This window comes from Chryseobacterium sp. CH25 (genome assembly GCF_004119455.1).
In the GTDB taxonomy this organism is placed as follows: domain Bacteria; phylum Bacteroidota; class Bacteroidia; order Flavobacteriales; family Weeksellaceae; genus Chryseobacterium.
In genome coordinates this window covers 297,264-321,194 of the sequence record NZ_NRQT01000004.1, presented here as the reverse complement: position 1 = coordinate 321,194, position 23,931 = coordinate 297,264, and the positions used below count along the sequence as shown (strand labels likewise).

The 23,931-nt window shown below is 37.5% G+C and carries 16 protein-coding genes; 15 read left to right on the top strand and 1 reads right to left on the bottom strand.

Annotation, left to right across the window (positions count from 1 at the left end; translation table 11 throughout):
* Window positions 1-41: 41 nt before the first annotated feature.
* From BOQ64_RS23930 to BOQ64_RS12180, 12 genes are all read left to right on the top strand, one after another.
* On the top strand, window positions 42-1,718 hold the full coding sequence (locus BOQ64_RS23930; RefSeq protein ID WP_262708754.1) for an SDR family NAD(P)-dependent oxidoreductase: 1,677 nt from the start codon (window positions 42-44) through the stop codon (window positions 1,716-1,718).
* Window positions 1,719-1,737: 19 nt separating this feature from the next.
* Complete coding sequence (locus tag BOQ64_RS12225) at window positions 1,738-6,003, top strand: type I polyketide synthase (RefSeq protein ID WP_129055614.1); 4,266 nt, start codon at window positions 1,738-1,740, stop codon at window positions 6,001-6,003.
* On the top strand, window positions 5,991-6,290 hold the full coding sequence (locus BOQ64_RS12220; protein WP_002977699.1) for an acyl carrier protein: 300 nt from the start codon (window positions 5,991-5,993) through the stop codon (window positions 6,288-6,290). Before BOQ64_RS12225 ends, BOQ64_RS12220 begins: the two co-directional genes overlap by 13 nt.
* Window positions 6,281-7,063, top strand: coding sequence for an alpha/beta fold hydrolase (locus tag BOQ64_RS12215; protein WP_129055612.1), 783 nt, complete (start codon window positions 6,281-6,283; stop codon window positions 7,061-7,063). Before BOQ64_RS12220 ends, BOQ64_RS12215 begins: the two co-directional genes overlap by 10 nt.
* Window positions 7,056-9,458 (top strand): glycosyltransferase, encoded by a 2,403-nt coding sequence (locus BOQ64_RS12210; RefSeq protein WP_129055611.1) that lies wholly within the window; start codon window positions 7,056-7,058, stop codon window positions 9,456-9,458. Before BOQ64_RS12215 ends, BOQ64_RS12210 begins: the two co-directional genes overlap by 8 nt.
* Before the next feature lie 3 nt (window positions 9,459-9,461).
* On the top strand, window positions 9,462-10,733 hold the full coding sequence (locus tag BOQ64_RS12205) for a condensation domain-containing protein (protein ID WP_129055609.1): 1,272 nt from the start codon (window positions 9,462-9,464) through the stop codon (window positions 10,731-10,733).
* Window positions 10,730-11,980, top strand: a complete 1,251-nt coding sequence (locus BOQ64_RS12200; protein WP_129055607.1) for a condensation domain-containing protein — start codon at window positions 10,730-10,732, stop codon at window positions 11,978-11,980. The genes BOQ64_RS12205 and BOQ64_RS12200 overlap by 4 nt, the downstream gene beginning before the upstream one ends.
* A gap of 193 nt (window positions 11,981-12,173) precedes the next feature.
* Entirely contained in the window at window positions 12,174-12,509 is a 336-nt protein-coding gene (locus BOQ64_RS23925) for a hypothetical protein (RefSeq protein ID WP_228448345.1), read from the top strand.
* Window positions 12,510-12,693: 184 nt separating this feature from the next.
* On the top strand, window positions 12,694-13,119 hold the full coding sequence (locus tag BOQ64_RS23920; RefSeq protein WP_228448344.1) for a DUF4145 domain-containing protein: 426 nt from the start codon (window positions 12,694-12,696) through the stop codon (window positions 13,117-13,119).
* On the top strand, window positions 13,005-15,911 hold the full coding sequence (gene hsdR / locus BOQ64_RS12190; RefSeq protein ID WP_317127664.1) for a type I restriction-modification system endonuclease: 2,907 nt from the start codon (window positions 13,005-13,007) through the stop codon (window positions 15,909-15,911). The genes BOQ64_RS23920 and hsdR overlap by 115 nt, the downstream gene beginning before the upstream one ends.
* A 9-nt stretch (window positions 15,912-15,920) precedes the next feature.
* Complete coding sequence (locus BOQ64_RS12185) at window positions 15,921-17,390, top strand: N-6 DNA methylase (RefSeq protein ID WP_129055603.1); 1,470 nt, start codon at window positions 15,921-15,923, stop codon at window positions 17,388-17,390.
* Entirely contained in the window at window positions 17,380-18,702 is a 1,323-nt protein-coding gene (locus BOQ64_RS12180; RefSeq protein WP_129055601.1) for a restriction endonuclease subunit S, read from the top strand. The genes BOQ64_RS12185 and BOQ64_RS12180 overlap by 11 nt, the downstream gene beginning before the upstream one ends.
* Before the next feature lie 44 nt (window positions 18,703-18,746).
* Here BOQ64_RS12180 and BOQ64_RS12175 read toward each other — a convergent pair whose 3' ends face one another.
* On the bottom strand, window positions 18,747-19,157 hold the full coding sequence (locus BOQ64_RS12175; protein WP_129055599.1) for a helix-turn-helix domain-containing protein: 411 nt from the start codon (window positions 19,155-19,157) through the stop codon (window positions 18,747-18,749).
* A 288-nt stretch (window positions 19,158-19,445) separates the two neighbouring features.
* On the opposite strand from BOQ64_RS12175, the gene BOQ64_RS12170 reads away from it, so the two are divergent.
* The 3 genes from BOQ64_RS12170 to BOQ64_RS12160 all read left to right on the top strand — a co-directional run bounded on the left by BOQ64_RS12170 (window position 19,446) and on the right by BOQ64_RS12160 (window position 23,803).
* Complete coding sequence (locus BOQ64_RS12170; RefSeq protein ID WP_228448343.1) at window positions 19,446-19,952, top strand: hypothetical protein; 507 nt, start codon at window positions 19,446-19,448, stop codon at window positions 19,950-19,952.
* A gap of 522 nt (window positions 19,953-20,474) precedes the next feature.
* Complete coding sequence (locus tag BOQ64_RS23915) at window positions 20,475-22,334, top strand: McrB family protein (protein WP_228448342.1); 1,860 nt, start codon at window positions 20,475-20,477, stop codon at window positions 22,332-22,334.
* Window positions 22,334-23,803 (top strand): 5-methylcytosine restriction system specificity protein McrC, encoded by a 1,470-nt coding sequence (locus BOQ64_RS12160; protein ID WP_129055597.1) that lies wholly within the window; start codon window positions 22,334-22,336, stop codon window positions 23,801-23,803. The genes BOQ64_RS23915 and BOQ64_RS12160 overlap by 1 nt, the downstream gene beginning before the upstream one ends.
* Window positions 23,804-23,931 lie beyond the last annotated feature (128 nt).

Genomic DNA, 23,931 nt, shown 5'->3' with positions numbered 1-23,931 from the left:
TTTTAAATATTGTAAGTGAGAAAACAGGGTATCCGAAAGAAATGCTAGGATTAGACTTAGATTTAGAAGCAGACCTTAGCATCGACTCTATTAAACGTATGGAGATCATTGCAGATCTTAAAAACAAGATCGGTTTCGGAGAAAATCTTGAGCAGGCTGATGATGTAATGGAAAAACTGGCAGCTATTAAAACCCTTCGTGGATTGGCAAGCTGGATCAGTGAAATGAGCGGTGACACTACTGAAACAAAAAACGAAGTAAAGGAAGTTAACACTCCTGAAGTTACGAATAATGTATTATCACGTCTTCGTTTTGACATCACCCCTACAGATGCTTCTTCAGTACAAAATACGGAAGTTCTTCAAGGGAAACGTTTCGCCATCACTCAGGATGACACCCAACAAACCTCAGCTATTAAAACTGAGTTGGAAAAACATGGAGCTATCGTAGAATTGGTAGACGCAGATAAAGATCTTTCACATGTTGACGGATTAATCATGCTAGACCTGTTCTCAGCAACAGATAAACCAAGCATCATCGATCATGTTGATCTGATTAAAAAACTTGATTTTGATAAAGCGAAATGGGTGTATTTAATCTCTGATATTGCTGCTCATATTCAGGAAGTAACTGATGTAAGTGTTTTACGTCATCATCAGGGTTATCCTGGACTTTTCAAAAGTTTAGCTAGAGAATTTGATCACACGACTTGTAGATTCATCAGTTTAAGCACTCCTCAGGAAGTAGATCAGATTGCTGATATTACTTTAAAGGAAATCTTAACGAATGATAAACCTGCTGAAGTGATCTATAAAAACGAGCAAAGACATAAGGTAGACATTATCCCTTCTCCATTGTCAACAAGTTTAAATGAAGCTCACATTCAGCTAGATCAAAAATCAGTGGTATTGGTACTTGGAGGTGCACAGGGAATCACTGCAGAGTTGGTGAAACACATGTCTCAGGCTTATCCGTGTACTTATATTTTGGTAGGAAGATCAGCAGACCCAAGAAATGAAACGTCTGCAAAAGAATTCGAAGGAATGAAGACTAAGGAAGAAATCAGAGCTTATTTGATTAAGTCCGGAAAATTCACTTCTCCTGCTGAGATTGAAAAAGAAACTACAAAGGTTTATAAAAACAACCAGATCCTACGCACAATCCGTGATATGGAAGCGCTTGGAAATACTATTATCTATCAATCTTTAGATCTTTGTGACGAAGAGGGATTAAGCAATTTAATCAGCAGTATTTATGAAAAATACAGCCGTTTAGATGGAGTGATCCACGGAGCAGGTCTTTTAGAAGATAAATTATTCAAACAAAAGACAACCTCTTCTTTTGGACGTGTATTCGATACCAAGGTAAAACCACTTCGTGTATTGGCTGAACAACTTCGTACAGACTGCCAGTTCGTTGTTTTATTCTCAAGTATCGCATCGGTATACGGTAATAAAGGTCAGACAGATTATGCTGCGGCTAACAGTGTACTGGATGATTACGCTAACGCTCTGAATAAAAGACTACAGGGAAAAGTAATCTCCATCAACTGGGGACCTTGGAAAGGAGCAGGAATGGTTTCTTCCACCCTTGAATCGGAATACGAACGTAGAGGAATTTCCATGATCCCATTGGATGAAGGAAAAGAAATCTTCCTTAACGAAATAAAATACGGAACTGAAAGCCAGGTGCTTATCATGTCAGGAAATAATTGGTAACCCTCTGTATACACTAAGCATGAAAAAAACAGATGTTGCTGTAGTTGGACTATCCTGCGTCTTTCCCGGGGCGCAGGATGCCCAAACTTTTTGGCAGAATATTGTCAATAAAGTAGACTCTACCCAATCTGCTCCGGCAGATAGGATAGATCCGGTGCATTTTAGCGATGCCACCAACCCTGTCGATCGTTTCTATTGCAAACGAGGCGGGTTTATTCCTGATTATGAGTTTAATCCTACCACTTTTGGGATTTTACCCCTTGCCGTGGAAGGAACAGAACCCGATCATTTACTGACCCTTGATTTAGTTCAGAAAGCTTTAGAGGATGCCGGAGTATTTCAAAAGAATACTTCCCTTGAAAAGACCGGAATTGTCATCGGGAAAGGAAATTATACCGGGCCGGGAGCAACCCGTGCCATTGAAATTGTAAGAACCGGAGAACAGATTTCCTCTTTATTACAGGAACTTCTGCCTCAGGTATCTTCCGCTGATATTGAAAAAGTAAAACACGCTTTCCAGGAACGTAAAGGACGTTTTGCTGCTGATACTGCCATGGGATTAATTCCCAATCTGGTAGCCTCATTGGTAGCCAACCGTTTTGATCTTGGAGGGGTTGCTTTCACAGTGGATGCCGCTTGTGCCAGTGCTTTAATTGCCGTAGATCATGCTGTACAGGAACTTCAGAGAGGACGTTCTGATATGATGATCGCCGGAGGAGTTCACACCGGACAAAATGCTACTTTCTGGAGTATTTTTGCTCAATTAGGAGCCATGTCCCGCCAGGAACAGATTAAGCCGTTCAGTATGGATGCTGATGGATTACTGATTGGAGAAGGCTGTGGTTTCGTTGTGTTAAAACGATTGGAAGACGCCGTTCGCGATCAGGATAAAATCTATGCCGTGATTAAAGGAGTAGGTGTAAGCAGTGACGGTAACGGAACCAGCGTGATGAGCCCATCCGTAAAAGGCCAGCTGAAAGCTTTAGAACAAGCCTGGATCAATGCTGATCTGGATAAAAATAAAGTAGGTTACCTTGAAGCCCATGGTACCGGAACTCCGCTTGGAGATAAAACAGAACTTCAGACCTTAGCACAGTTCTTTGGGAAAGAAGAAGCTGCTCCAGTGGCAGGAATCGGTTCTGTAAAATCCAATATCGGACATGCCATGCCGGCTGCCGGAATCGCAGGATTAATTAAAACCTGTCTGGCATTACATCATGACACATTACCGCCAACATTGTACTGTGAGAATCCTACTGCTGACATGCAGAACACAAGATTTGAACCCGTACAGGAAGCTAAAACCTGGTCAAAAACAGGACTACCCAAAGTAGCAGCAGTAAACGCTTTCGGATTTGGTGGAATCAATGCTCACGTTGTTCTTGAAGGCTATGATATGCCTAAAAAAGACAAAGTATTGCTATTGGCAAGACCTACGCATGCAGAATTGGTTTCTGCATTACAAAATAATGATACCACTTTAGGAGAAGGAGATTTCAGAGTAGCCATATTTGATCCAACCCCTGCAAGAGTAGAAAAAGCCCTTAAAATTGTTTCTAAAAACCTGATCTGGAAAAACAAACAGGACATTTGGTACACTTCTACCCCATTATTAAAAGATGGCGGTAAAGTAGCCTTTGTATTCCCTGGTTTAGATGGTCTGGCAAAAGGTGAAGTAGACAGTGTTAGCCGTTATTTCGGATTAACAGCGCCTATAGAAACTGAAGGCGAAGGTCTTTTAACCGATGCTTTAAACATCTTCAACAACTGTAGCATCCTTGATAATTCATTAAAAAAACTGGGGATCATCCCAGATATGAATGCAGGACACAGTTTAGGAGAATGGCTGGGAGGATATTCATCAGAGTTAGCAGAAGTCAATTCTGTAAAAGCCTTAATCGATGTTCTGAATCCTGAAACTTTTGAATTAAAAGATTCTAAATTCATTGCCATCGGAGCAGGAATTGACGTTGTACAGCCATTTATTTCTGAAATTTCAGACCTGTATATTTCTAACGACAACTGCCCTAATCAGGTGATTCTTTGTGGCAGCAATGCTGCATTGGATGAATTGGTTCCGCAATTAAAATCAAAACAGATCTTCCATCAGGTACTGCCGTTCCAATCCGGGTTCCACTCTCCATTTATCGCTGATAAACTGGATGTTATTTTAGCGGGAATGGAAAAAGCACAGTTCCAGAAAACGAAGATTCCGTTATGGTCTGCAACGACTTTAGAACCTTATCCAGCGGATCAGGCAGCGATCAGAAAACTGAGTGCCGAGCATTTGGTAGAACCTGTTCGTTTCCGTGAACTGACAGATAAATTATACGAGGAAGGAGCCAGAGTATTCATTCAGGTGGGTACCGGTGGTCTGATTGGATTTATTGATGATACATTGAAAGGAAAAGCATTCAGCACCATTCCTTCCAGCGTTCCTGCCCGTTCTGCATTGGCACAGCTACAACGTGTTGTTGCTTCGTTATTTGTAGAAGGGAAAACCATTGCTCTTGACTTTTTAGAGCTTCAGCAACAATCAAAAAGATCATCAGGAAAAGGCATTAAACTGGAATTAGGCTCCCCTATTATCCGAAACTTTAAAGAAGTAAAAGCCTTAGCTCAAGCCTTTGAAACACCCAAACAATACACTGCCTCAGCTTCAGCCATGACTGCCAAAAGTGGTCATCCGCTGGTACAGGCATTCCAGGACAATGTTAATGATATGATCCGTATGCAGGAAGAAGTATTGACTTTATTCCAAAATCGTCCGGAAATTACGATTCCACGTCCTGCTCAGGTTGCTCCTGTAGCACAATATGCTGCTCCACAAGCACCGAGAAGTACAACCTTCACAAAAGATCTGTACGTAACATTGGAAAGTCATCCGTACCTGATCGATCACAGCTTATTGAGACAGCCTAAAGGATGGGCTCATGTAGCCGATATGGAACCGGTAATCCCGATGACCATGATCTTTGAACAGTTAGCAGAAATTGCAGAAGCAGAAATCCCAGGAACATTGGTTCATAAAATTATGAACGTAAGTGTATTCCAGTGGATGAACGTAGCACAGCCTTTTGAGAAAACTGTGAAAGGACAATGGCGTGGAGAAAACCATGCGTATCTGGATATTGAGAACTTCGCTAATGCAGAAGTAACCTTAAAATCCGGCCCTGTTCCTACTCCAACCTTCAATCTTTCCATTGGTGATCTTCTACCGATTGAAAGAACTCCTGAAGAGATCTATGATGCACACATGTTCCATGGCGATCAATACCAGGGAATTATTGAAGTTTCAGCGGTTGGAACTAAAGGAATCATAGGAAAGATCAAAGGAAATGGCGGAAAAGGATCTCTATTGGACAATGCCGGACAATTATTCGGGCTTTGGCTACAGCTTACGTTAGTGAAAGACCGTATCGCCTTCCCGGTGAAGATCAGAGATATTGAATTCTTCGGAGACATGCATGATCAGGAAGGTATTTTTGAATGCACCTGTATGCAGACTGAGCTTAATGATGAGTTTGCCATTGCTAATATCGTTCTTAAAAGAGACGGAAAAGTATGGTGTGCCATCACAGGCTGGCAGAACAGAAGATTGGAAATTGATGCCGCGTTATGGAATGTTTCCATGTCGCCATTGCATAACCGTCTTTCTGAAGAGATTGCTCCTGAAGTATTTTTCTTCCACCAGGCCTATACCAGAGTCGCTTCATGGGATTTTATCCTGAAAAGATATTTCAACCAAACGGAAAAACAGCATCACCAGCAATTATTACCGAACAAAAAGAAAAACTGGATGGTAAGCCGTGTTGCGGTGAAAGATGCCGTGAGAAACCTTCTCCGTCAGGAAAAAAATCACGCTTGCTTCCCGATCACCTTTGAGATCCGTTCCGATGAAGTGGGGAAACCTTACCTCATCAGTGATTTTACAGAAGACATTCATATTTCACTCGCTCACAAAGGAAAAGAAGCTGTGGGGATTGCGAGATATGGCAAATCTGTAGGAATTGATATGGAACTCATGGAAGAACGCAGCGAAGGATTCTATGATCTGGTATTTACAGACAATGAATTAGCCTTATTAAAAGGAAAAGATCAGGCAGAATGGACGACCCGTTTCTGGGTAGCCAAAGAAGCCTACGGAAAATTCTTAGGAACCGGATTGAAAGGAAATCCAAAAGCCTTCGAAGTAGAACAAATAAAAGATGATCACTTGTGGATCAACAATATTGAAATCAAAACTATTAAACATAAAAATTATATTATCGGATGGACACTGTAAACGCAACATTAAAAATGAACCACGAAGAACTTTTTACTTTATTAAAAGGTTTTATTACTGAAGTGATAGGTGCTGAATTTGTAGAGGAGATGGACATTACTCCGGAAAGTTCATTCACCAAAGATCTTGAAATGGACAGCATCGAGATTGTCTCTTTCTCTGAAAAGATCAAGGCGCATTTTGGCGATCAGATCGACTTTACAGGTTGGTTATCTTCTATGGATCTAGACCAGCTTATTAATCTTGACCTTAGTATGATCATCAATTATATCTACGAATGCCAATAATCACTGTCAATAACAGACAAGTTCATATACAGGAACTCAATAAAGGAGCCGAACAAACCGTGGTCTTAATCCACGGTATGTTCAGTAACCTGTCCATTTATTATTTTAATATTGCCCCTATTCTGGCAAAACATTTCCATGTGGTGATGTACGATCTGAAAAGTCACGGTATGAGTGAACGCTTTTTGGATGGGTACGACCTTAAAAACATGTCATCCGATCTGATTGATTTAATAGATCACCTTCAACTGGAAAAAGTACATCTTGTAGGCTATAGCTTCGGCGGTCTTATTGCTTTAAAAACAGCTTTAAAATACCCCGAACGTGTTAATCAACTGGTGGTGATGGAAGCTCCGGATCCTCAGGACGAAAAAGCCCGTAACATCATTGATGAGTACAGCAAGGAATTCCTTGAGCATTATGTAGCCAATTTTACAGATACTACCAAAGTGCAGATGGGCAAAAGACAAATGGAAAAGAACCATCGTATGTATGAGTTTCTGTTTAATCAAACCAGCATCAAAGCAGATATGATTAAGGAAAAACATTTCCTTGGTGAAGCCAATTTCAATGGATTGACAGCTTCCACTTTATTGCTTTACGGTGCTGATTCCAATTGCAGACCTACAGGAGAATGGCTGCAGTCTCAAATCGGTTCATCCGAACTTGAATTAATCTCCGGCGATCACAATATTCCGATTCAGGAACCTCAGCTTATCGCAGAGACGATCGCTCAGTTTTTATCTAATATTTTAACGAAGAACCATGGCTAAATTTGCATTTATAGTTCCACCCTTGACAGGACATGTCAACCCTACCCTAAGCATCGGTGCTACTCTGTTGGAAAGAGGGCACGAAGTAGCATGGATCAGCCTTGACCCTATGTTAGAGGCTAAACTTCCGGAGGGCGGAAAATTATTACTGATCCAGTACGATCAGACCGACGCAGAAAAGAAAGAAAGCGAACAGTATCTCGATATTATTTCCAAAAAGGTAGTCTACGGAATCGACAGCGTGAAGTTCCTTTACGAAGAAGTTCTTATTCCACTAAACAGACATTGCTATAACGGAATTGTTGCTTTATTAAAGACCTATCAACCCGATCTAATCATTGGTGACCACCAGTTATTTGCAGCTCCGGTAGCTGCCAAAGCATTAGGAATTCCTTGTGCAACTTCCGTTACCGCTCCGGCTGCCATTAAAATCATGAATGAACTGCCTAAAGTTCACGAATGGGAAGTGAATCAGATCATCGATCTACAGAAAGAACTTGGCTTTCATGAAGAGCGTTCTCTGGCCACTTCAGATCTTTTAACCCTTGTTTTAACCTCTAATTATTTCTTTGGGGAAATGGAAGATCTGGAACCTCAATACAAATTCACGGGACCGGTTCTTACCGAGCGTCGTATCTCTTGTGAATTCGATTGGGACAGACTAAAAAGTGCTACCAACAAAAAGATTTTAGTAAGCATCGGAACCACTTTCGATCACGATCATAAAAAAGCATTCTTCCAAAAGGTTGTGGATGCTTTTAGAGAGGAAGATTTAACCGTTGTTGTAGTTTCTGATCCACAGCTTTTCGAGCAATGGCCGGATAACTTTATGGTCTATCAGCAGGTTCCTCAATTGGATCTGTTACCTCATCTTGACGGGGTGGTGTGCCATGGCGGTCACAATACCGTTTCTGAAACTTTATCCAACGGAATTCCTTTGGTAGTCATTCCTATTGCGTATGACCAGTCGCACGTTGCAGGACGTGTAGTGCGTACGGAAGCAGGTGAGAGACTTAATTTCAACAGATTTAAAGCCAATCATCTGAGAGAGGCAGTACAACAAATATTAAATAACCCGAGCTATCGTGAGGCAGCTCAAAAAGTAGGACAATCTTTTATGGAAGCAGGAGGAGCAGCTACAGCCGCTAATTTATTGGAAGAAGCCATCACAAAGGCTTCAAAACCAGAAAAACCATCTAAATTTTTATTCGTTGTGCCGCCGTTTTTCGGACACGTGAGCCCTACATTAAGTGTGGGAGCCAGTCTGATTGCCCGTGGCCATGAAGTAAAATGGTTCGGCATTACGCCTTTAGACAGCAAACATATTCCGGAAGGAGGTTCTTACTTCTATCCTGAAGAAGATCTTATTCCCTATCAGGAAGAAATTGCCCGTATTTTAAAAAGACAGGATGATGGACCTGCATGTTCAGGACCTGAAGTAATGAAATTAGCACTGGAAGAAACATATGTTCCTTTCGCCAAAATGATGATGCCGGGATTAACCCGATTAACAGAAAGCTGGATGCCTGATGTGATTGTGAACGACTGTATCACTTTCGGAGGTGCGCTTTTCGCCCACAAACATAATATTCCTTGCGTAACGACCACACCTGTTCCACCGGACGTGATGGGAGACACTGAAAAAAGTGCCCCTAAAATCTGGGAATGGCAGCAAAATCTCATCAAAGACCTGCAAAAAGAAGTAGGTATTCATGAGGAAGGTATTTACATCCATTCTCATAAACTGAATATGGTATTTACATCACAAGCCTTTGCCGGTTTTGATACTGTACCATCGCATATGAAATTTGTAGGTCCTGTAAAAGGCCGTCCAAATGATGCTCCTTTTGACTGGGATAAATTAAATGCTTCTACTACTCCAAAGATCTTCGTATCGCTGGGAACTTTATTGGTAGACATCAGAAAAGCTTTCTTTGAAAAGATTATTGCTGCATTTAAAGATCAGCCGGTAACCGTGATTGCCGCTACTCCACCGGAAATTTTTGAAGAATGGCCGGAGAACTTTATTGTAAACAGCTTCGTACCTCAATCTGCAGTGATGCAGAGAATGGATATGGTCATTTGCCACGGAGGTTTCAATACAGTAAATGACACTTTCCGTAACGGATTACCAATGTTGATAACGCCTATCGCTTATGATCATTTCCATATTGCGAAATTAATTGAGCAGGCAGGTTGCGGAATCAGCATCCGATACAAGAGACTTCGTGTAGAAGCGCTTCGTGAAACCGTTTTTGAATTACTGGAAAATCCTAAATACAGAGCTGCTGCTCAAGAGGTTCAAAATACATTCAATCTTGCCGGAGGTAATGATAAAGCGGTAGAATTGTTAGAAAATTTTGTGCAGGAACATTCCACATTAGCGTCTGTATAGCCTATGAAAAGAAGATTGTTATTTGGCGAACGAATGTTACTGGGAGACGGAACAGAACCGTTCAATGCGGTGATCCCTTTCAGGCTCAGAGGAACCTTTACATTAAAGGATATCCAGCAGGCTTTGGCTCAGATCCAGCAAAAACATCCGTGGTTAAGAGCGCTTATTGCTCACGATGATAAAAATATCCCCTGGTTTGATGTTCCTGAAAACCCGATCTCCATTCCGGTACGAATTATTGCCAGAAAAGGAGAAGATCAGTGGCAGGAAGAATCCAAAAGGGAATGGACTACTTTATTCGATCCTAAAAAATTGCCTCTTATCCGGTTTGTCTGGATCAAGGGGGAAGACGTTTCTGACATGCTATTTGCGTTCCACCATTGTTTATGTGATGGTGGTTCTGCAATGGCCTTCCTTTATGAGTTTTTAAAAGTATTGGATAATCCAAAAGCCGATATTGGGATAGAAAACCCTATTTTAGGCATTCAGGATGTAGTTCCGGCGAATATTTTAAACAGCCGGAAGCAAAAATTAAAAGCCAAATTCATCGGAAGGTTAGCAGCTACAGCCATTAAGGTTATTCCTACCGGTAAAAAATCTATTGACCGTCAAAATGATTATTTAATCAGTTGGAAAGTAGATGAAACCGTAAGCCAACAACTGATTTCCTATTGCAAATCCAATGGCGCTACCGTGAACACGTTCTTAAGTGCCGCATTGCTTCAGGCTTTCAAGAAAATAAAAGGAACCGGAGCTTTCAATAAGGTGTCTTGCCCTGTAGATATCAGACGTTTTGCTACCCAGGTGAAGAACGATCATATTTTTGCTTTTGGACTGATGATTGTGGTTTCTGCCAATGAAAAGCTGAGCTTTATAGAGAATTTACATACGATGCAGGCTTCTGTAGAGCGTAAAACCTCTAAGCTGGACCCTTATATTACCATGATGGTGATGGAATCCGGACACGATGCACTGAATAATTTCACCAAGCTTTTGAAGAATGGAAAATCGTCTAATGACTGCATGTTTTCCAATCTGGGACGCATTCAGATTCCTCATGAGTATAAAGAATTTAGTGTAGATACTATTTTCAGTCCGTCCGTAATTGGTCCGCTGGGTAATACCACCACACTGATAGTTTCTACTTACCGTGGAAAAATGGATTTTTCATTTGTAGGAAGTGAAGGATATTTACCGTATACCGATGCCCTTGCCATCCGTGATGAAATCATGAAGATCATTAAAACCCAACTGGAATATATCGCTGTATCATGATCAAAAGAAAACTAATGATGGTGGAAAGGATCATGTATGTAGATCCCGAAACGCCCGTAAACTGTGTATTTGCAGCCAAAATAAAAGGAGAAATTCCGGAGCAGAATTTTAAAACTGCTCTGGAAAAAATCCAGCAGAAACATGCGTTGCTAAGAGTAGTGATAGACTCTACAAGTGAGAAATACCCCTTTTTTATAGAAGAAAAAGAGATTGCTCCTATCCCACTCCGCATCGTAGAAAGAAAAACAGACCAGGACTGGCTGACAGAATCTCAAAAAGAGTGGAAAATCTTATTTGAGGAAGAGAAAACACCACTAGCCCGTGTAGTCTGGGTAAGAGGACAGGATTTTTCTGAAGTCTTTTGGGCCATCCCTCATTGCATTTCAGACGGGACAACCGGAGTGACCTTAATGAAGGAACTTCTTCAGCTTTTAGATAACCCAGCTTTGGAATTAGAACCTTATGAGGCTTTCACTTCAGTAGATGAATTTCTCCCTTCCAACTTTAATGTAAAAAGTAAGAAATTCAAAGCCAGACTTTATCTGACCTTTGCCCGTTTCTTCTTTATGCTACAGCAGAAAAGCAAAAAGAGAAACCTTGGAAAAGACTATGTTCTCCACCAAAAACTGGATCCGGCAACCACTTCTCAGATCACTGAAAGATGTAAAGCCAATGGAATCTCCGTACATGCTTTATTATGTTCTGCGTTTATGCAGGCTTTCCAGGAAGTAAAAGGAAAAGAAGCCAAAGGGAAAGTCATCAGCCCGGTAGACGTGCGTCATTTTATTCCGGAGATCAAAGAAGATCATTTATTTGCTTTTGCTCCAACCGTTGACCTTGCGATTAAAAAAGGAAGTTCCGATCTGTTGAACAATGCCAAGCAAATTAAAGAAGACCTAGTTCAGAAAATAGGAAAAATGGAAGCCCGCGAACTGCTGTGGATGGGTGAACAGATGCACCCGATTGTTGACCGTATGATCTCCATGCTTAAATCAAGCAATGGCGGCCATGATGTAACCTTATCCAATATGGGCAGGATCAACATCCCGAACGAGTACAAAAACTTCAGCATCGATACTATTTTCAGCCCTACAGTGGCATTCCCATGGCTGAACTCAAATACTTTGGTGACGAGTACGTACAACCATCAGATGGATTTTATATTTTTGTCCAACGAAGACTTCCTTCCCAAAGCGGAAGCCGCCAAAATAAAAGAGAAAGCCATAGCGCTAATGACCACCTCATGAAATTGAAATTTAAGCCGAAGCCGCCCAAAAAGCTCAAAAAAACTACCCTTAAACGCTTTCTCATCAAGCGTACAATCTACTATGTCCTTCCGAATGTATTTTTCAATTTCATCATCGCCTATGCCAGCTTCAAAGAATTAGGCTACACCCATTTTTCTCCGGCGAGCAGAATCTGGCCCGCCTTACCCTACCCATGGCCCTATTTCTTCCCGTTGTCCTCACCATTGATATCATCAAAAGAGTAACTGATGCTGCAGGACAAGGCGCCATTGAGTTTACCGTAGATGAACAGTTAAATATTAAAAAATTAATGACCAAGCTGAGTATTCTGCATGGCGTGATTACCTGTTCTCTGGTATTAGCTATGCTTTTCTTAGGGCAATATAATTTTTCTAAGGATTATAAGCTGGATGCTACCGCAATGGCTGTTGTTGTGGGAACTCTGGCTGGGATTTTGTCTGTGGTGTTTGTGTATTTGCCGGTGTGGAGGTTGAGGAGGTGGATGTGTAGGAGGACTATAGCTATATGAAATACGTTATAGAAAATCTATCATTATATAATCTTGGTTCTAAAATTTTTAATAAACTTTGAAAAACAACTTCCTAGTTGTGTTTTCAACCTGAAACAGTTTTATTTATAGTATGTTTTTAGTAAGTTTGTCTTTTACTAGTGATTTTTTAAAAGACGATAACCTATACTATTAAAAACACCTAATGCCATCAAAATTTTTATTTCTAAAGAATCTTTATCCTGAGCTTTTTAATTGTGCAAGATTAGCAGAAACTTTGTATTATATAGATGCCAGCTCATCAATATCAAAATCAAGATTATTTTGCGAAAAACTGGTTGGTTTAATCGCTGGTTTTGAATCAGAAGATATTTCTCATTTAAATCAACACGATGCTATACAGTATCTGAATAATCATGAGATCTTACCTGATACAATAACTGATATTTTCCATGTAGTTAGAAAGTCAGGTAACAGAGCCTCTCATAATGGTTATAATAAATCTGATGAAGCTTTATTTATTTTAAAAAAATATTTAGTCTGGCTAAGTGGTTTTTTGAAACTTACGAAGAAGATACCATTGAAAACCTTGTCTATGAATTACCGCCCAATAAATCTGATGAGGAAATAGCCTCCTTAACAGATAAAGTTGATGAATTAACCATTCAATTAAAAAACTATGAATTAAAAATTCAATCACTGAATGTTTCAGAAAGTGGTATAAAAAAGAGAAGAGAGAAAGCTCAATTTTATGCTGATAAGATTAATCTAAGCGAGCTTGATACAAGAATCCAACTGATAGACGTTCAGTTGAGAGCTGCCGGATGGGAATGTGATACAGAAAATATTAATTACAAGAATAAAAAAACATTACCCGAAAAAGGAAAAAATAAAGCAATTGCAGAATGGCCATGCGGAGGAAAGTATGCAGATTATGCTTTATTTATTGGTACTGAACTCTACGGTTTAGTTGAGGCTAAGAAATATAATACTGATATTTCTACCAACCTTCGGCAGTCTAAAGTATACTCAGAAAATATCCATCCGCAAGCTGAAATTACTTTATTGGGGCAGTGGGATACTTATAAAGTTCCATTTCTGTATTCTACAAACGGAAAAAAATATCTGGAACAACTGAAGACCAAAAGTGGAATTTGGTTTCAGGATATAAGAAAATCTACCAATCGTCCATATGCTTTAAAAGGATGGTACTCACCGGAAGGTCTAAAAAAACTATATACTAGAGATTCTGAAGAAGCAAACGAAAAACTTTTAGAAAGTGATTATGACTATTTGGCTTCTCCAAGCGGATTAAGTCTTCGTGATTATCAGATAGAAGCCATACAATCAGTGGAGAATAAAATAATTGAATCTCCTTTTGATAAAAGAGCCTTGCTTGTCATGGCTACAGGAACAGGAAAAACCAGAACTATTAATGGTTTAATATATAGACTAATAAAAGCCAACAGATTTAAAAGAATTCTATTTTTAACAGATAGAAAGCTTCTGGCAACTCAGGCACGTGATAGCATTAAAGAAAATAAAGTTGAAGATCAACAATCTTTTGGAGGAATTTATCCATTCGATGATCTTGGGACAACCATTCCGGACTCGGGATCCCGCCTCCATTTTGCCACCGTTCAGAGTATGGTAAAAAGGCTCTTCTATAATGAAGGAGAACCATTAACTGTGGACACTTACGATTGTATCATTGTGGATGAGGCACACCGTGGTTACCAGTTGGATAAAGAAATGAATGAAGATGATTTTGGTATCCGAAATGAAGATGATTATGTGGCACAATATCGTAAAGTCCTCGATTATTTTGATGCTTTTAAAATAGGAATGACTGCTACGCCAGCTCTTCATACAACAGAAATTTTTGGAGAATCTGTTTATAATTACTCTTATCGAAGAGCTGTAATAGACGGCAATCTGGTAGATCATGAACCTCCATTTAATATTAAAACTTATCTTAATACCGAAGGAATTACATGGGAAAAAGGAGAAAAGCCTCAGGTATATGATGGTGAAACCGGAGAAATAACAGATTTGGATGAACTGGAAGATGAATTGAAGTTTGATGTAGAACATTTTAATAAACAGGTTCTTAATGATAATTTCAACAGAGCGGTAGTTCAGGAACTTGTTAAACATTTAGATCCTGAAGGTAATGAGAAAACAATCATCTTCGCAGCAAGAGATAGTCATGCAGATACCATAATCAATATGCTGGGTGAAGAGTTTGAAAAAATTGGCGTTGATGTTCATGAAAAAGCTATTCAGAAAATTACGGGTAGTGTTTATGATAATGCGCAATTAACCAGAGATTTTAAGAATGAAAGGTATCCTAATATTGTTGTTACGGTAGATTTATTAACTACCGGAATTGATGTTCCTTCTATATGTAATGTCGTATTTATGCGTCGTGTACGTTCCCGTATATTGTATGAGCAAATGCTGGGAAGAGCAACACGTCTTTGCCGTGAAATAGGAAAAGAATCTTTTAAAATATTTGACGCAGTTCGATTATACGAAGCACTTAAAGATTATACTCAGATACAGACCGTAGGAAATCCTTCTTATACCTTCCAACAACTGGTAGAAGAAACTGAGAGAATTTCTGATGAGCAGCGTTTATATAAACAGGTTGAACAAATCATTGCAAAATTGCAACGAAAGTCCAGAAACCTAACGGCTGAACAAAAAGAACATATTTCTTATCATACAGATGGAAATACTATTGAAGGATTGATACAATCTTTGAAAAATACAACCAGCTCAGAAATAAAAAATACAGTAGAGCAATTAAGCTCGCTTTGGAATTATCTTGATACAAAGGTATACAAGAAATATTCTCAATTTGTTTCTACACACGAAGATTCTGTAATGGAAGTTACTCGTGGATATGGAAATGCTGATAGACCTGAAGATTATATAGAAGGATTCAAAAAATTCCTTCAGGAAAACAGCAATACGATTACAGCAATCAATATAATTTGCAACAAACCTCAGGAGCTAGACCGTAAGTCATTAAAAGAATTAAAGTTACTTTTAGATGAAAAAGGTTTTAATGAAACTTCTCTAAATACCGCTTGGAAATCCACAAAAAATGTGGATATTGCAGCCGATATTATAGCTTATATCAGAACACTTTCTATGGGAGTTGACCTAATTACCCCTCAGGAACGTGTTCAGAGAGCCATTAGCAAGTTAAAATCAAAACATCAGTGGACTGCTGTACAATTAAGATGGATAGACCGTTTTGAAAAGCAGTTGATAGCAGAAACCATTCTTACAAAACAGGACTTGGACTTAAGACCTTTTGTAGATGAAGGAGGTTTTACAAGGCTAAATAAGATATTTAATAACGAATTAGAAGAATTGATAACAGAGCTGAATAACGAATTGTATTCAGCATAGAGATGTAAAATGAGCGCACAAGAAATAGCCAATAAACTTTGGAACTTATGTAATGTGTTGCGCGATGACGGCGTAACCTACCACCAGTATCTTAATGAACTTACTTTTATCCTTTTCCTTAAATTATCTGAGGTAAAAGGATTTTCAGATCAAATCCCTGAAGAGTACAGATGGAGTAAATTTGTAGAGGAAACAGATAATGTAGAAGCTTTTAGATTATACCGTGATTTTTTAGCTAATGTAAGTAGCAAAACAGACAGTCCATCTATCAAAGATATCTATACTAATGCTTCTACTACGCTTACTAAACCTGTAAACTTTAATACTCTCGTTCAGGCTATCGATAAGCTTGATTGGTATGAAGAATCTGACCGTGATGTAATGGGAGATATCTACGAAAGTTTATTGGAAAAAAATGCAGGTGAAAAGAAAAGTGGCGCGGGACAATATTTTACCCCACGTCCATTAATTAATGTAATGGTAAAACTAATGGCTCCTAAGTTAGGAGAAAGATGGAATGATCCTGCCTGCGGAACATTTGGATTTATGATTTCTGCTGACCATTATTTGAAAGAAAAATACGATTACCGTTACGTTCTGTCTTCTGAGAAGATAAAATTTCAGGAAGAAGAAGCCTTTTCAGGAGTAGAACTTGTTGCTGATGCCCATCGTTTGGCTCTAATGAACGCCAGATTACACCAAATGGAAAGCAATATTCTTTTAGGAGATACCTTAACCAGCTTAGGTGAAACTCTAAAAGGTTTTAATGGTGTATTAGCAAACCCTCCGTTTGGCACAAAGAAAGGAGGAGAAAAACCTACCAGAACAGATTTAAAATATATATCCAGTAACAAACAGCTTAATTTTTTACAGCATATTTACAGAAGTCTTATTACAGATGGAACTGGTCGTGCTGCTGTAGTATTACCAGATAACGTTCTGTTTGAAGATGGTGATGGACAACGCATCCGAAAAGATTTGATGGAAAAATGCAATCTGCATACTATTTTGCGTTTACCAACAGGTATTTTCTATGCTGCAGGTGTAAAAACCAATGTTCTTTTCTTTACAAGAGGAAAAAAAGAAGAAGGAAATACCAAAAATGTATGGTACTATGATATGAGAACCAATATGCCAAACTTTGGAAAAAGAACACCTTTTACAGAAAAAGCATTTGAAGATTTTATCACAGCTTATACCGGAGGATTAACAGCTGAAAACGTTGTAAAAGAGTATGAAGGAGCAATAGATGAAGAAAAAAGAAAGCAGATAAAAGATGAACGCTGGCAATGTATTTCTCGTGAAGAAATTGCAAAGAAAAATGATTCTTTAGACTTAGGATTGATTGCTGATGAAAGTTTTATTAAATCATCTGATATAGGTGAACCATTAGATATTGCTAATAATGCTTTTAAAGAACTTTTATTTATACAGACAGAATTGCAAAAATTGATTAATGAATTAGTTGATGGAAAATAAAATACCCAAAAATTGGGTGCTAGTTGAACTAGAAAAACTCGGCGAGAATAAATATTACGCGATTGGGGATGGTGATCATGGTCAAATAAAACCTTTACACTATAAAGAAAATGGAATTCCATATATACGAGTAAGTGATATAGGATGGGGTAACTTTAAACCAGATAAATTAGTATACATTTCTGAGGAAATACACAATAAGAATTTAAAAAGTGAATTATTACCAGGTGATATATTAATTGCAAAAACAGGAGCAACTATAGGTAAATGTTGTATAGTTCCAGATTACATTTCAAAAGCTAATACCACTTCTTCAGTTGGTAAAGTTTCTATAAATAGCAAATTAGTTTCTAATAAGTGGATCTTATATTATTTTTTATCACCTGATTTTTATAAATTAATGTGGAGTAAAAGTAGTAGAACAGCGCAACCAGGCTTTAATATTATTCATCTAAAACAGTTTCTTATCCCACTTCCTCCATTACCAGAACAAGAACGTATTGTAGAAAAGTTAGATAATTTATTTGCCCAGCATGAAGCGATAAAAAAGACTTCAGAGCTTATTCCTCAATTGCTTAAAGATTTTCGACAAAAAGTTTTAGATAGTTCATACAAAAAATTACATTATTTTGAAGAACTTAATCAATTAACTTTAAAGATTCAAGATGGAGCACACCATTCTCCTAAAAATGTTTCCACCTTTAAACAAGAAAATACTTATCCATATATTACATCAAAAAATATTAGAAATGGATATATGAAACTAGATAATATTGTCTATGTTGATTCTAGTTTTCACAATGAAATTTATAAAAGATGTAGTCCAGAAATAGGTGATGTCTTATTAACTAAAGATGGAGCAAATACAGGAAACGTAACAATTAATACTTTGGATGAACCATTTAGTTTATTATCTAGTGTTTGTTTAATAAAGACTAATAAACAAAAATTAGATTCTAAATTTTTGATGTATTATTTCCAGACACAAAAGGGGAATAGTGAACTTATTGGTGAAATGACAGGAACAGCTATTAAGAGAATTGTTCTAAAAAAGATTAAATCAACAAAAGTACCTGTTATTTCTATAAATAAACAACAAGAAATTGTTACGAAAATCGATGATCTTTTTGCTAAAGTAGATATCATAGAAAAACGCTATAAAACTTTAAAACAAAAAATTGACAGCCTCCCACAATCCATTTTACACAAAGCTTTCAAAGGAGAATTAGTCCCCCAGTTTCCAGCAGATGGGGACGCAAAAGACCTTTTAGAAGAAATTCTAAAACTGAAGAAAGAAGTAAAGAAGAAATAACAAAGGTTCAGCGTATGCTGAACCTTTGTTATATTTTAAAAACATTAGTTTTTTTCAATTAGTTTCTCTAGCCTCACCATCATCTCATCCTTCTCCTTCAGCATCCTTTCGTAAAGTTCCATTTTTTCTTCATGTAATTTCTTTATTTCTTCAATAGTATTTACGTTAAAAGTAGGAGTATGACCTGTATTTAAGAAGGATCCGTTATCAAACGTATTAGAAATAATATTCACCGCCTGCTCCTCATCAAAATTCTGAAACGCTTCCACCGGAATTTTCAATACTTCAGAAATTCTTTTCAGTAAAGGGTCTTCAATAATTTCTTTCTGTTCCAGCAGAGAAACTTTCTTCTGGTTCCAATCGTCCCCAAGGTCAAGAGCCAATGCTTCCTGCTTGATACCCAGCATTTCCCTGAATCGTTTTACATTCCGTCCCTGATGTATTTTATGTTCCATGATAAATCAACATTTATGAGGTTTAAATATAGAAAAATATTTATAAAAGTGATCTCTAAAAAGCAGCATAATTAAGATTTATATTCCTTTTGCTGCCTGTCTTAGCGCTATCTTCTTCATTTTCCTTTTTATGTAATCTTTTTTTCACTGGAAATACAGAAAATAAAAACCCCATCATCCAATTTTCACAATCTGCTTAATGCTCCCTAAAAAAGTGATAATGTTCTCATTTTTCAAATCTAATACTCATTATATTTGGAAATATCAACCAAAAAAAAAACACATTTTATGGCACTAGACAATTTAATCAGTTTAAGTTTCTCTAAAAGTGATTTAGAAACTATTGACAAAGCTATTCAGGACATCCAGACTGTCCTTGTAGGAAAAACCATTAACCTTACTCCGGACCAGAGACAACAGTACGGGAGAATTGCAGAGCAGAACAAGCTTTTTGTAAATAAAGCCAAAAGCTATATGGAACAATACGCACAGCATGTTCCGGGCTTTCTGGACAAAGCAGAATTCGACAGGGATTATATCGCCAGAGAGCAGGTAGAACAACGGTTACAACTATTAGATTCCATCACAGAGCAACTGTCTGATACCAAAGTATTATTAGATCATGACAACTACCACAATGCGATCAGTTTTTACAGAAATATCAGATTCCTGTCTGAAGAGAATGTTCCGGGTACCAATGTTGTTTATGAGGATATGAAACAGTTTTTTATAATTCCGCAACAACCTCAATCCCCTCCTCCACCAGCCTCTAATAATGATAATCATCAAGCATAATACTGAAATAACATTTATATTACAAAGCACGTTTTCGCGTGCTTTTTTCATGAAATTCCCCCTTTAGCCTATCCATAAGTCCCTCTAAGTATTTGTACAAGGGCCTATAGCCAGTTAAACAACGGTCTACAGCCCTTTAACAAGTCCCGATAGCCAGTTATGCAACCCGCGATACCCCCTTGGGTAAGGGGGTATCGGCACTTCATCAAGGGGCTAAAGGCTCTTCCAAAGTGCCTATAGATGGATATTGAAATACCTGGAGATACTTTGGAAGTGGCTACGCCTCTTTTAATGGCTGTTTTTCATCATATTTTACGTTTTCCCGTAATAATGAATTAAAGATTTTTCTTATTATTGTACTTTAAAAATAACTAATCCATGAAAACAAATACCACTTCATCTCTTTATATGATGGTATAAAATATAATCAGCATTTACTAAAAATAAATTACGGCCAATAAATACTCTGCTACCTGCTAACAGGTCATTTCTAATATGGCTGTAAGAAAACTAAAAACCAATATGACGTTTACAGAATTAATTGACAAGCTAGAAATTTGGGATGAATGGCAAAAGAATTACATCCACTACGTACCACAGTTTATTCAAGAAGCTAGTACAGGAAAAAATTGGGAAGATTGGGATAAAGAACTCTTTTATGAGTTTTTTATGCGTTCTGCAGATCAATGTGTTTCTTCTCTGAAACAAGGATATTTTACCAATACAGAAAGAGACCTCATTAAGCAAAACTGGCCGGAACTTTCTGTACTCTTACAGAAAATTGCTTTAAACCAGGAACAACCTTTATTTGATACGTACCATCAAATTAAAGAATTACTCCGAAAATGTACAGACAATAATAAAAAAGCCGCTACCAACAGGCTTATCGCAAGTTTACAACCTCATCTGCTATGTACCGTTGTAAATCAGGATAAATTAGGCCAATTAGTTTATCTGCTGAATACTCATGTTGAAGATTTCGAATTGGAACTTACCTATGACTGGTTTCACGACAGCTACAATATTCTTCGGATCTTTAAAGAAAAGCTTAATCAGGATGCTTATGAAATTGTAACCCTACCATGGCAGGTTTACGATTATTTTCAGGAACAAAATACTTCATCTTCTACAGAACAAAATGATATGAGTGAAAATAAACTGGATCATCAAATTCAGATTTTAGAATACAAAAAGCAAATTATCCTGCAAGGGCCTCCGGGAACAGGTAAAACAAGACAGGCAAAAGAACTGGCTGTTCAGTTATTGGGATTACGTACCACCCAGGAACTAAAAAATCACCCACAGTTTAAACTGATTCAGTTCCACCCTAGTTATACTTATGAAGATTTTGTAAGAGGAATAGTAGCCAAGCCGGATGAAGAAGGAAACGGAATCATCTACGAAGCTGAAAATAAAGTGCTGGGTAATTTTATAAAAAAAGCAGGTGAATACACTCAACATAGCAATGGTTCTTCACATGCAGCATGGCTTGATGAAGTATTTGAAGATTTCAAAACTTCCATAGAAGAAGAGCTAATAGCTAACGATCATAAAATAAGACTTACCAATAAGCTGTTTCTGACCCATATTGGGGAGAATTCTTTTCATATTTCCAGTGAAGGATGGACAGGAGACCGTTTAAAGTTCAGTGAAATAAAAAAACTATACAAGTATAACATCACCAAAAAAGAAGAAACAAAAAAATATGATGATCTGGCAAAAACTGTTTATCACAGAACTGCCTATTATTTCCCGTTAGTTGAAAAATTCAAAAGCTTTTTACAGGATAAACCTGCTCATACTCCTAATCAGACATTATCTCAACCGGAGAATTACGTGTTGGTTATTGATGAAATTAACCGTGCTAATCTGTCATCTGTACTGGGAGAATTAATTTATGCCCTTGAATACAGAGGAAAAGCTGTGGAAAGCGTGTATGAAGTAGAAGGTAACAGAGATCTCATCCTCCCTCCCAACCTTTACATCATTGGCACCATGAATACAGCAGACCGTAGTGTAGGCCATATTGATTATGCAATACGAAGACGTTTTGCTTTTATAGATGTACTGCCTGAATCTCTGGAGCATGATAGTAATATTCATTTTAATTCCGAAGGCTTTGAAAAAGTCTCTCAGTTATTTAAAAATGGAAATATAAGTGGTGAATTTGAAGCAAAAGATGTTCAGTTAGGACATAGCTATTTCATTGCACCAAAACAAGATCCTGTTAATCACCAGAACCGGGATGAAATCTTCAGAATGAAAATGAATTATGAGGTAGTCCCTATTCTTCTGGAATATGTGAAGGACGGAGTTCTTATTGGAAATTATGACGGTAAAGATATTAAAGAATATATCAATACCCTGAAAATGAATAATTAATGGGAATTTTACTTTCAGAGCATAAAAGCTTTCTGATCAAACGGGTAGCAGCAGGAGAATCTTTTACCAATGTACAAAATGAACTGCTGCACCTTGATGATGACTCTTTTGCCTTATTTAACACGTTGGAGAGCAAAAAATTCAACCATCAGTCTTTTTCTTTTTCAGTAGTAAAAGAAGAAAATCATTGTGAAATTAAGGCAGATTACTTTGTAGGCCTAGACTGGCTAGGTAACACCGGCAGAACTATCTATGTAGAGCCTAAGCTTAACGCAGGGTTGTCTCAGTATTTCCAAAACTGTCTTAATGAGGATGAAAACATCACTAAAGTTCCAGAAACATTTGGGAGTAAGGAAAAGGTAGAAACCAAAGAGATCAATTATCTTAAAATCCTTCTGGATATTATGGCTTTACCACAAACAGCCCGATATTCAAAAGATATGATCCAGATCGACTGGAAGGCTAAACCTATTTCCATTGATCAGAAGAATGACCGCCTAACTCCATTTCTTATCATACAGTTTTTACAGCATTTAAAAACAATTGTAAGAAAAGGACTAAAGAAATCATACTACAAAACTCAGGAAAACCTGAATAGTAAAGTAAAAGGTAAAGTACTAATTGAACAACATATCAAAAAAAATGTTTTTAAAAACAGATTAATATCTACTTTTTGTGAGTTTCAGATGTTTGGAGAAGACCACCTTGAAAACCGTTTTTTAAAGAAAGTACTGGAATTTGTCATCAGTTATATTGGAAATAATCCATTATTATTTTCTTCAAATCTGACATCTGTTAAAAATATATTCAATTATTGCAGGCCAGCTTTTGAACATATTGGTACTGGGATTAATGAACATCAATTAAAAAACATAAAGAAAAATCCCTTTTTCAATGAATACGGAGAAGCAATCAGGATTGGTCAGCTTATACTGAAGCGTTTCTCTAATAATATCACCAAAACAAATCAGGAAAAAGTAGAAACTCCACCTTTCTGGATTGATATGCCTAGATTATTTGAACTTTATTTTTATTGTCAATTAGTGAAGGCTAACCCTGAAGATGAAAAGCACATTCATTATCAGTTTAGCACCTACGGAAATCATCTTGATTTCTTGATTAGTAAACCTGGTTATGAAATGGTAATTGATACTAAGTATAAATTGAAATACACCAAAAGTCATATTCATAAAGATATTCGTCAGGTTTCAGGGTATTCCAGATTAAAGAAAGTAATACACGAAGTAAAGAGTAAAAATGAAAGTTGGGACGAAAATAAAATATTGGATTGTCTGATTATTTACCCACACCTCTATCAACCGAATGAAAACAATTCCAATATACCACAATCATTACTCAATAGCTTCAAAATAGAGAATATAAAAAAGCAATTTGATAATAAAGAAAATCAGATTACTGCATATCATAAAATTTTTAAACTGGGAATAAATTTACCTGTAAGCTCATAAAATCAAGGTTTAAAATAATGTGAATATAATATATTGAGATTCCTACGGAATGACAAAGTGTACGGATAGATAAAGCGCTCTATTTGTCATTCCGTAGGAATCCAAACTCACATATTGGGATGTTTTTG

Excerpts from the sequence above, each read along its gene's own strand:
- BOQ64_RS23930 (WP_262708754.1), top strand. The coding sequence starts at position 42 with ATGCTAGGATTAGACTTAGATTTAGAAGCAGACCTTAGCATCGACTCT.
- BOQ64_RS23915 (WP_228448342.1), top strand. The coding sequence starts at position 20,475 with ATGACGTTTACAGAATTAATTGACAAGCTAGAAATTTGGGATGAATGG.
- BOQ64_RS12160 (WP_129055597.1), top strand. The coding sequence starts at position 22,334 with ATGGGAATTTTACTTTCAGAGCATAAAAGCTTTCTGATCAAACGGGTA.
- BOQ64_RS12185 (WP_129055603.1), top strand. The coding sequence starts at position 15,921 with ATGAGCGCACAAGAAATAGCCAATAAACTTTGGAACTTATGTAATGTG.
- BOQ64_RS23920 (WP_228448344.1), top strand. The coding sequence starts at position 12,694 with ATGCCATCAAAATTTTTATTTCTAAAGAATCTTTATCCTGAGCTTTTT.
- BOQ64_RS12210 (WP_129055611.1), top strand. The coding sequence starts at position 7,056 with ATGGCTAAATTTGCATTTATAGTTCCACCCTTGACAGGACATGTCAAC.
- BOQ64_RS12180 (WP_129055601.1), top strand. The coding sequence starts at position 17,380 with ATGGAAAATAAAATACCCAAAAATTGGGTGCTAGTTGAACTAGAAAAA.
- BOQ64_RS12175 (WP_129055599.1), bottom strand. The coding sequence starts at position 19,157 with ATGGAACATAAAATACATCAGGGACGGAATGTAAAACGATTCAGGGAA.
- BOQ64_RS12170 (WP_228448343.1), top strand. The coding sequence starts at position 19,446 with ATGGCACTAGACAATTTAATCAGTTTAAGTTTCTCTAAAAGTGATTTA.
- BOQ64_RS12200 (WP_129055607.1), top strand. The coding sequence starts at position 10,730 with ATGATCAAAAGAAAACTAATGATGGTGGAAAGGATCATGTATGTAGAT.
- BOQ64_RS12225 (WP_129055614.1), top strand. The coding sequence starts at position 1,738 with ATGAAAAAAACAGATGTTGCTGTAGTTGGACTATCCTGCGTCTTTCCC.
- BOQ64_RS12205 (WP_129055609.1), top strand. The coding sequence starts at position 9,462 with ATGAAAAGAAGATTGTTATTTGGCGAACGAATGTTACTGGGAGACGGA.
- BOQ64_RS12215 (WP_129055612.1), top strand. The coding sequence starts at position 6,281 with ATGCCAATAATCACTGTCAATAACAGACAAGTTCATATACAGGAACTC.
- BOQ64_RS12220 (WP_002977699.1), top strand. The coding sequence starts at position 5,991 with ATGGACACTGTAAACGCAACATTAAAAATGAACCACGAAGAACTTTTT.
- BOQ64_RS23925 (WP_228448345.1), top strand. The coding sequence starts at position 12,174 with ATGGCCCTATTTCTTCCCGTTGTCCTCACCATTGATATCATCAAAAGA.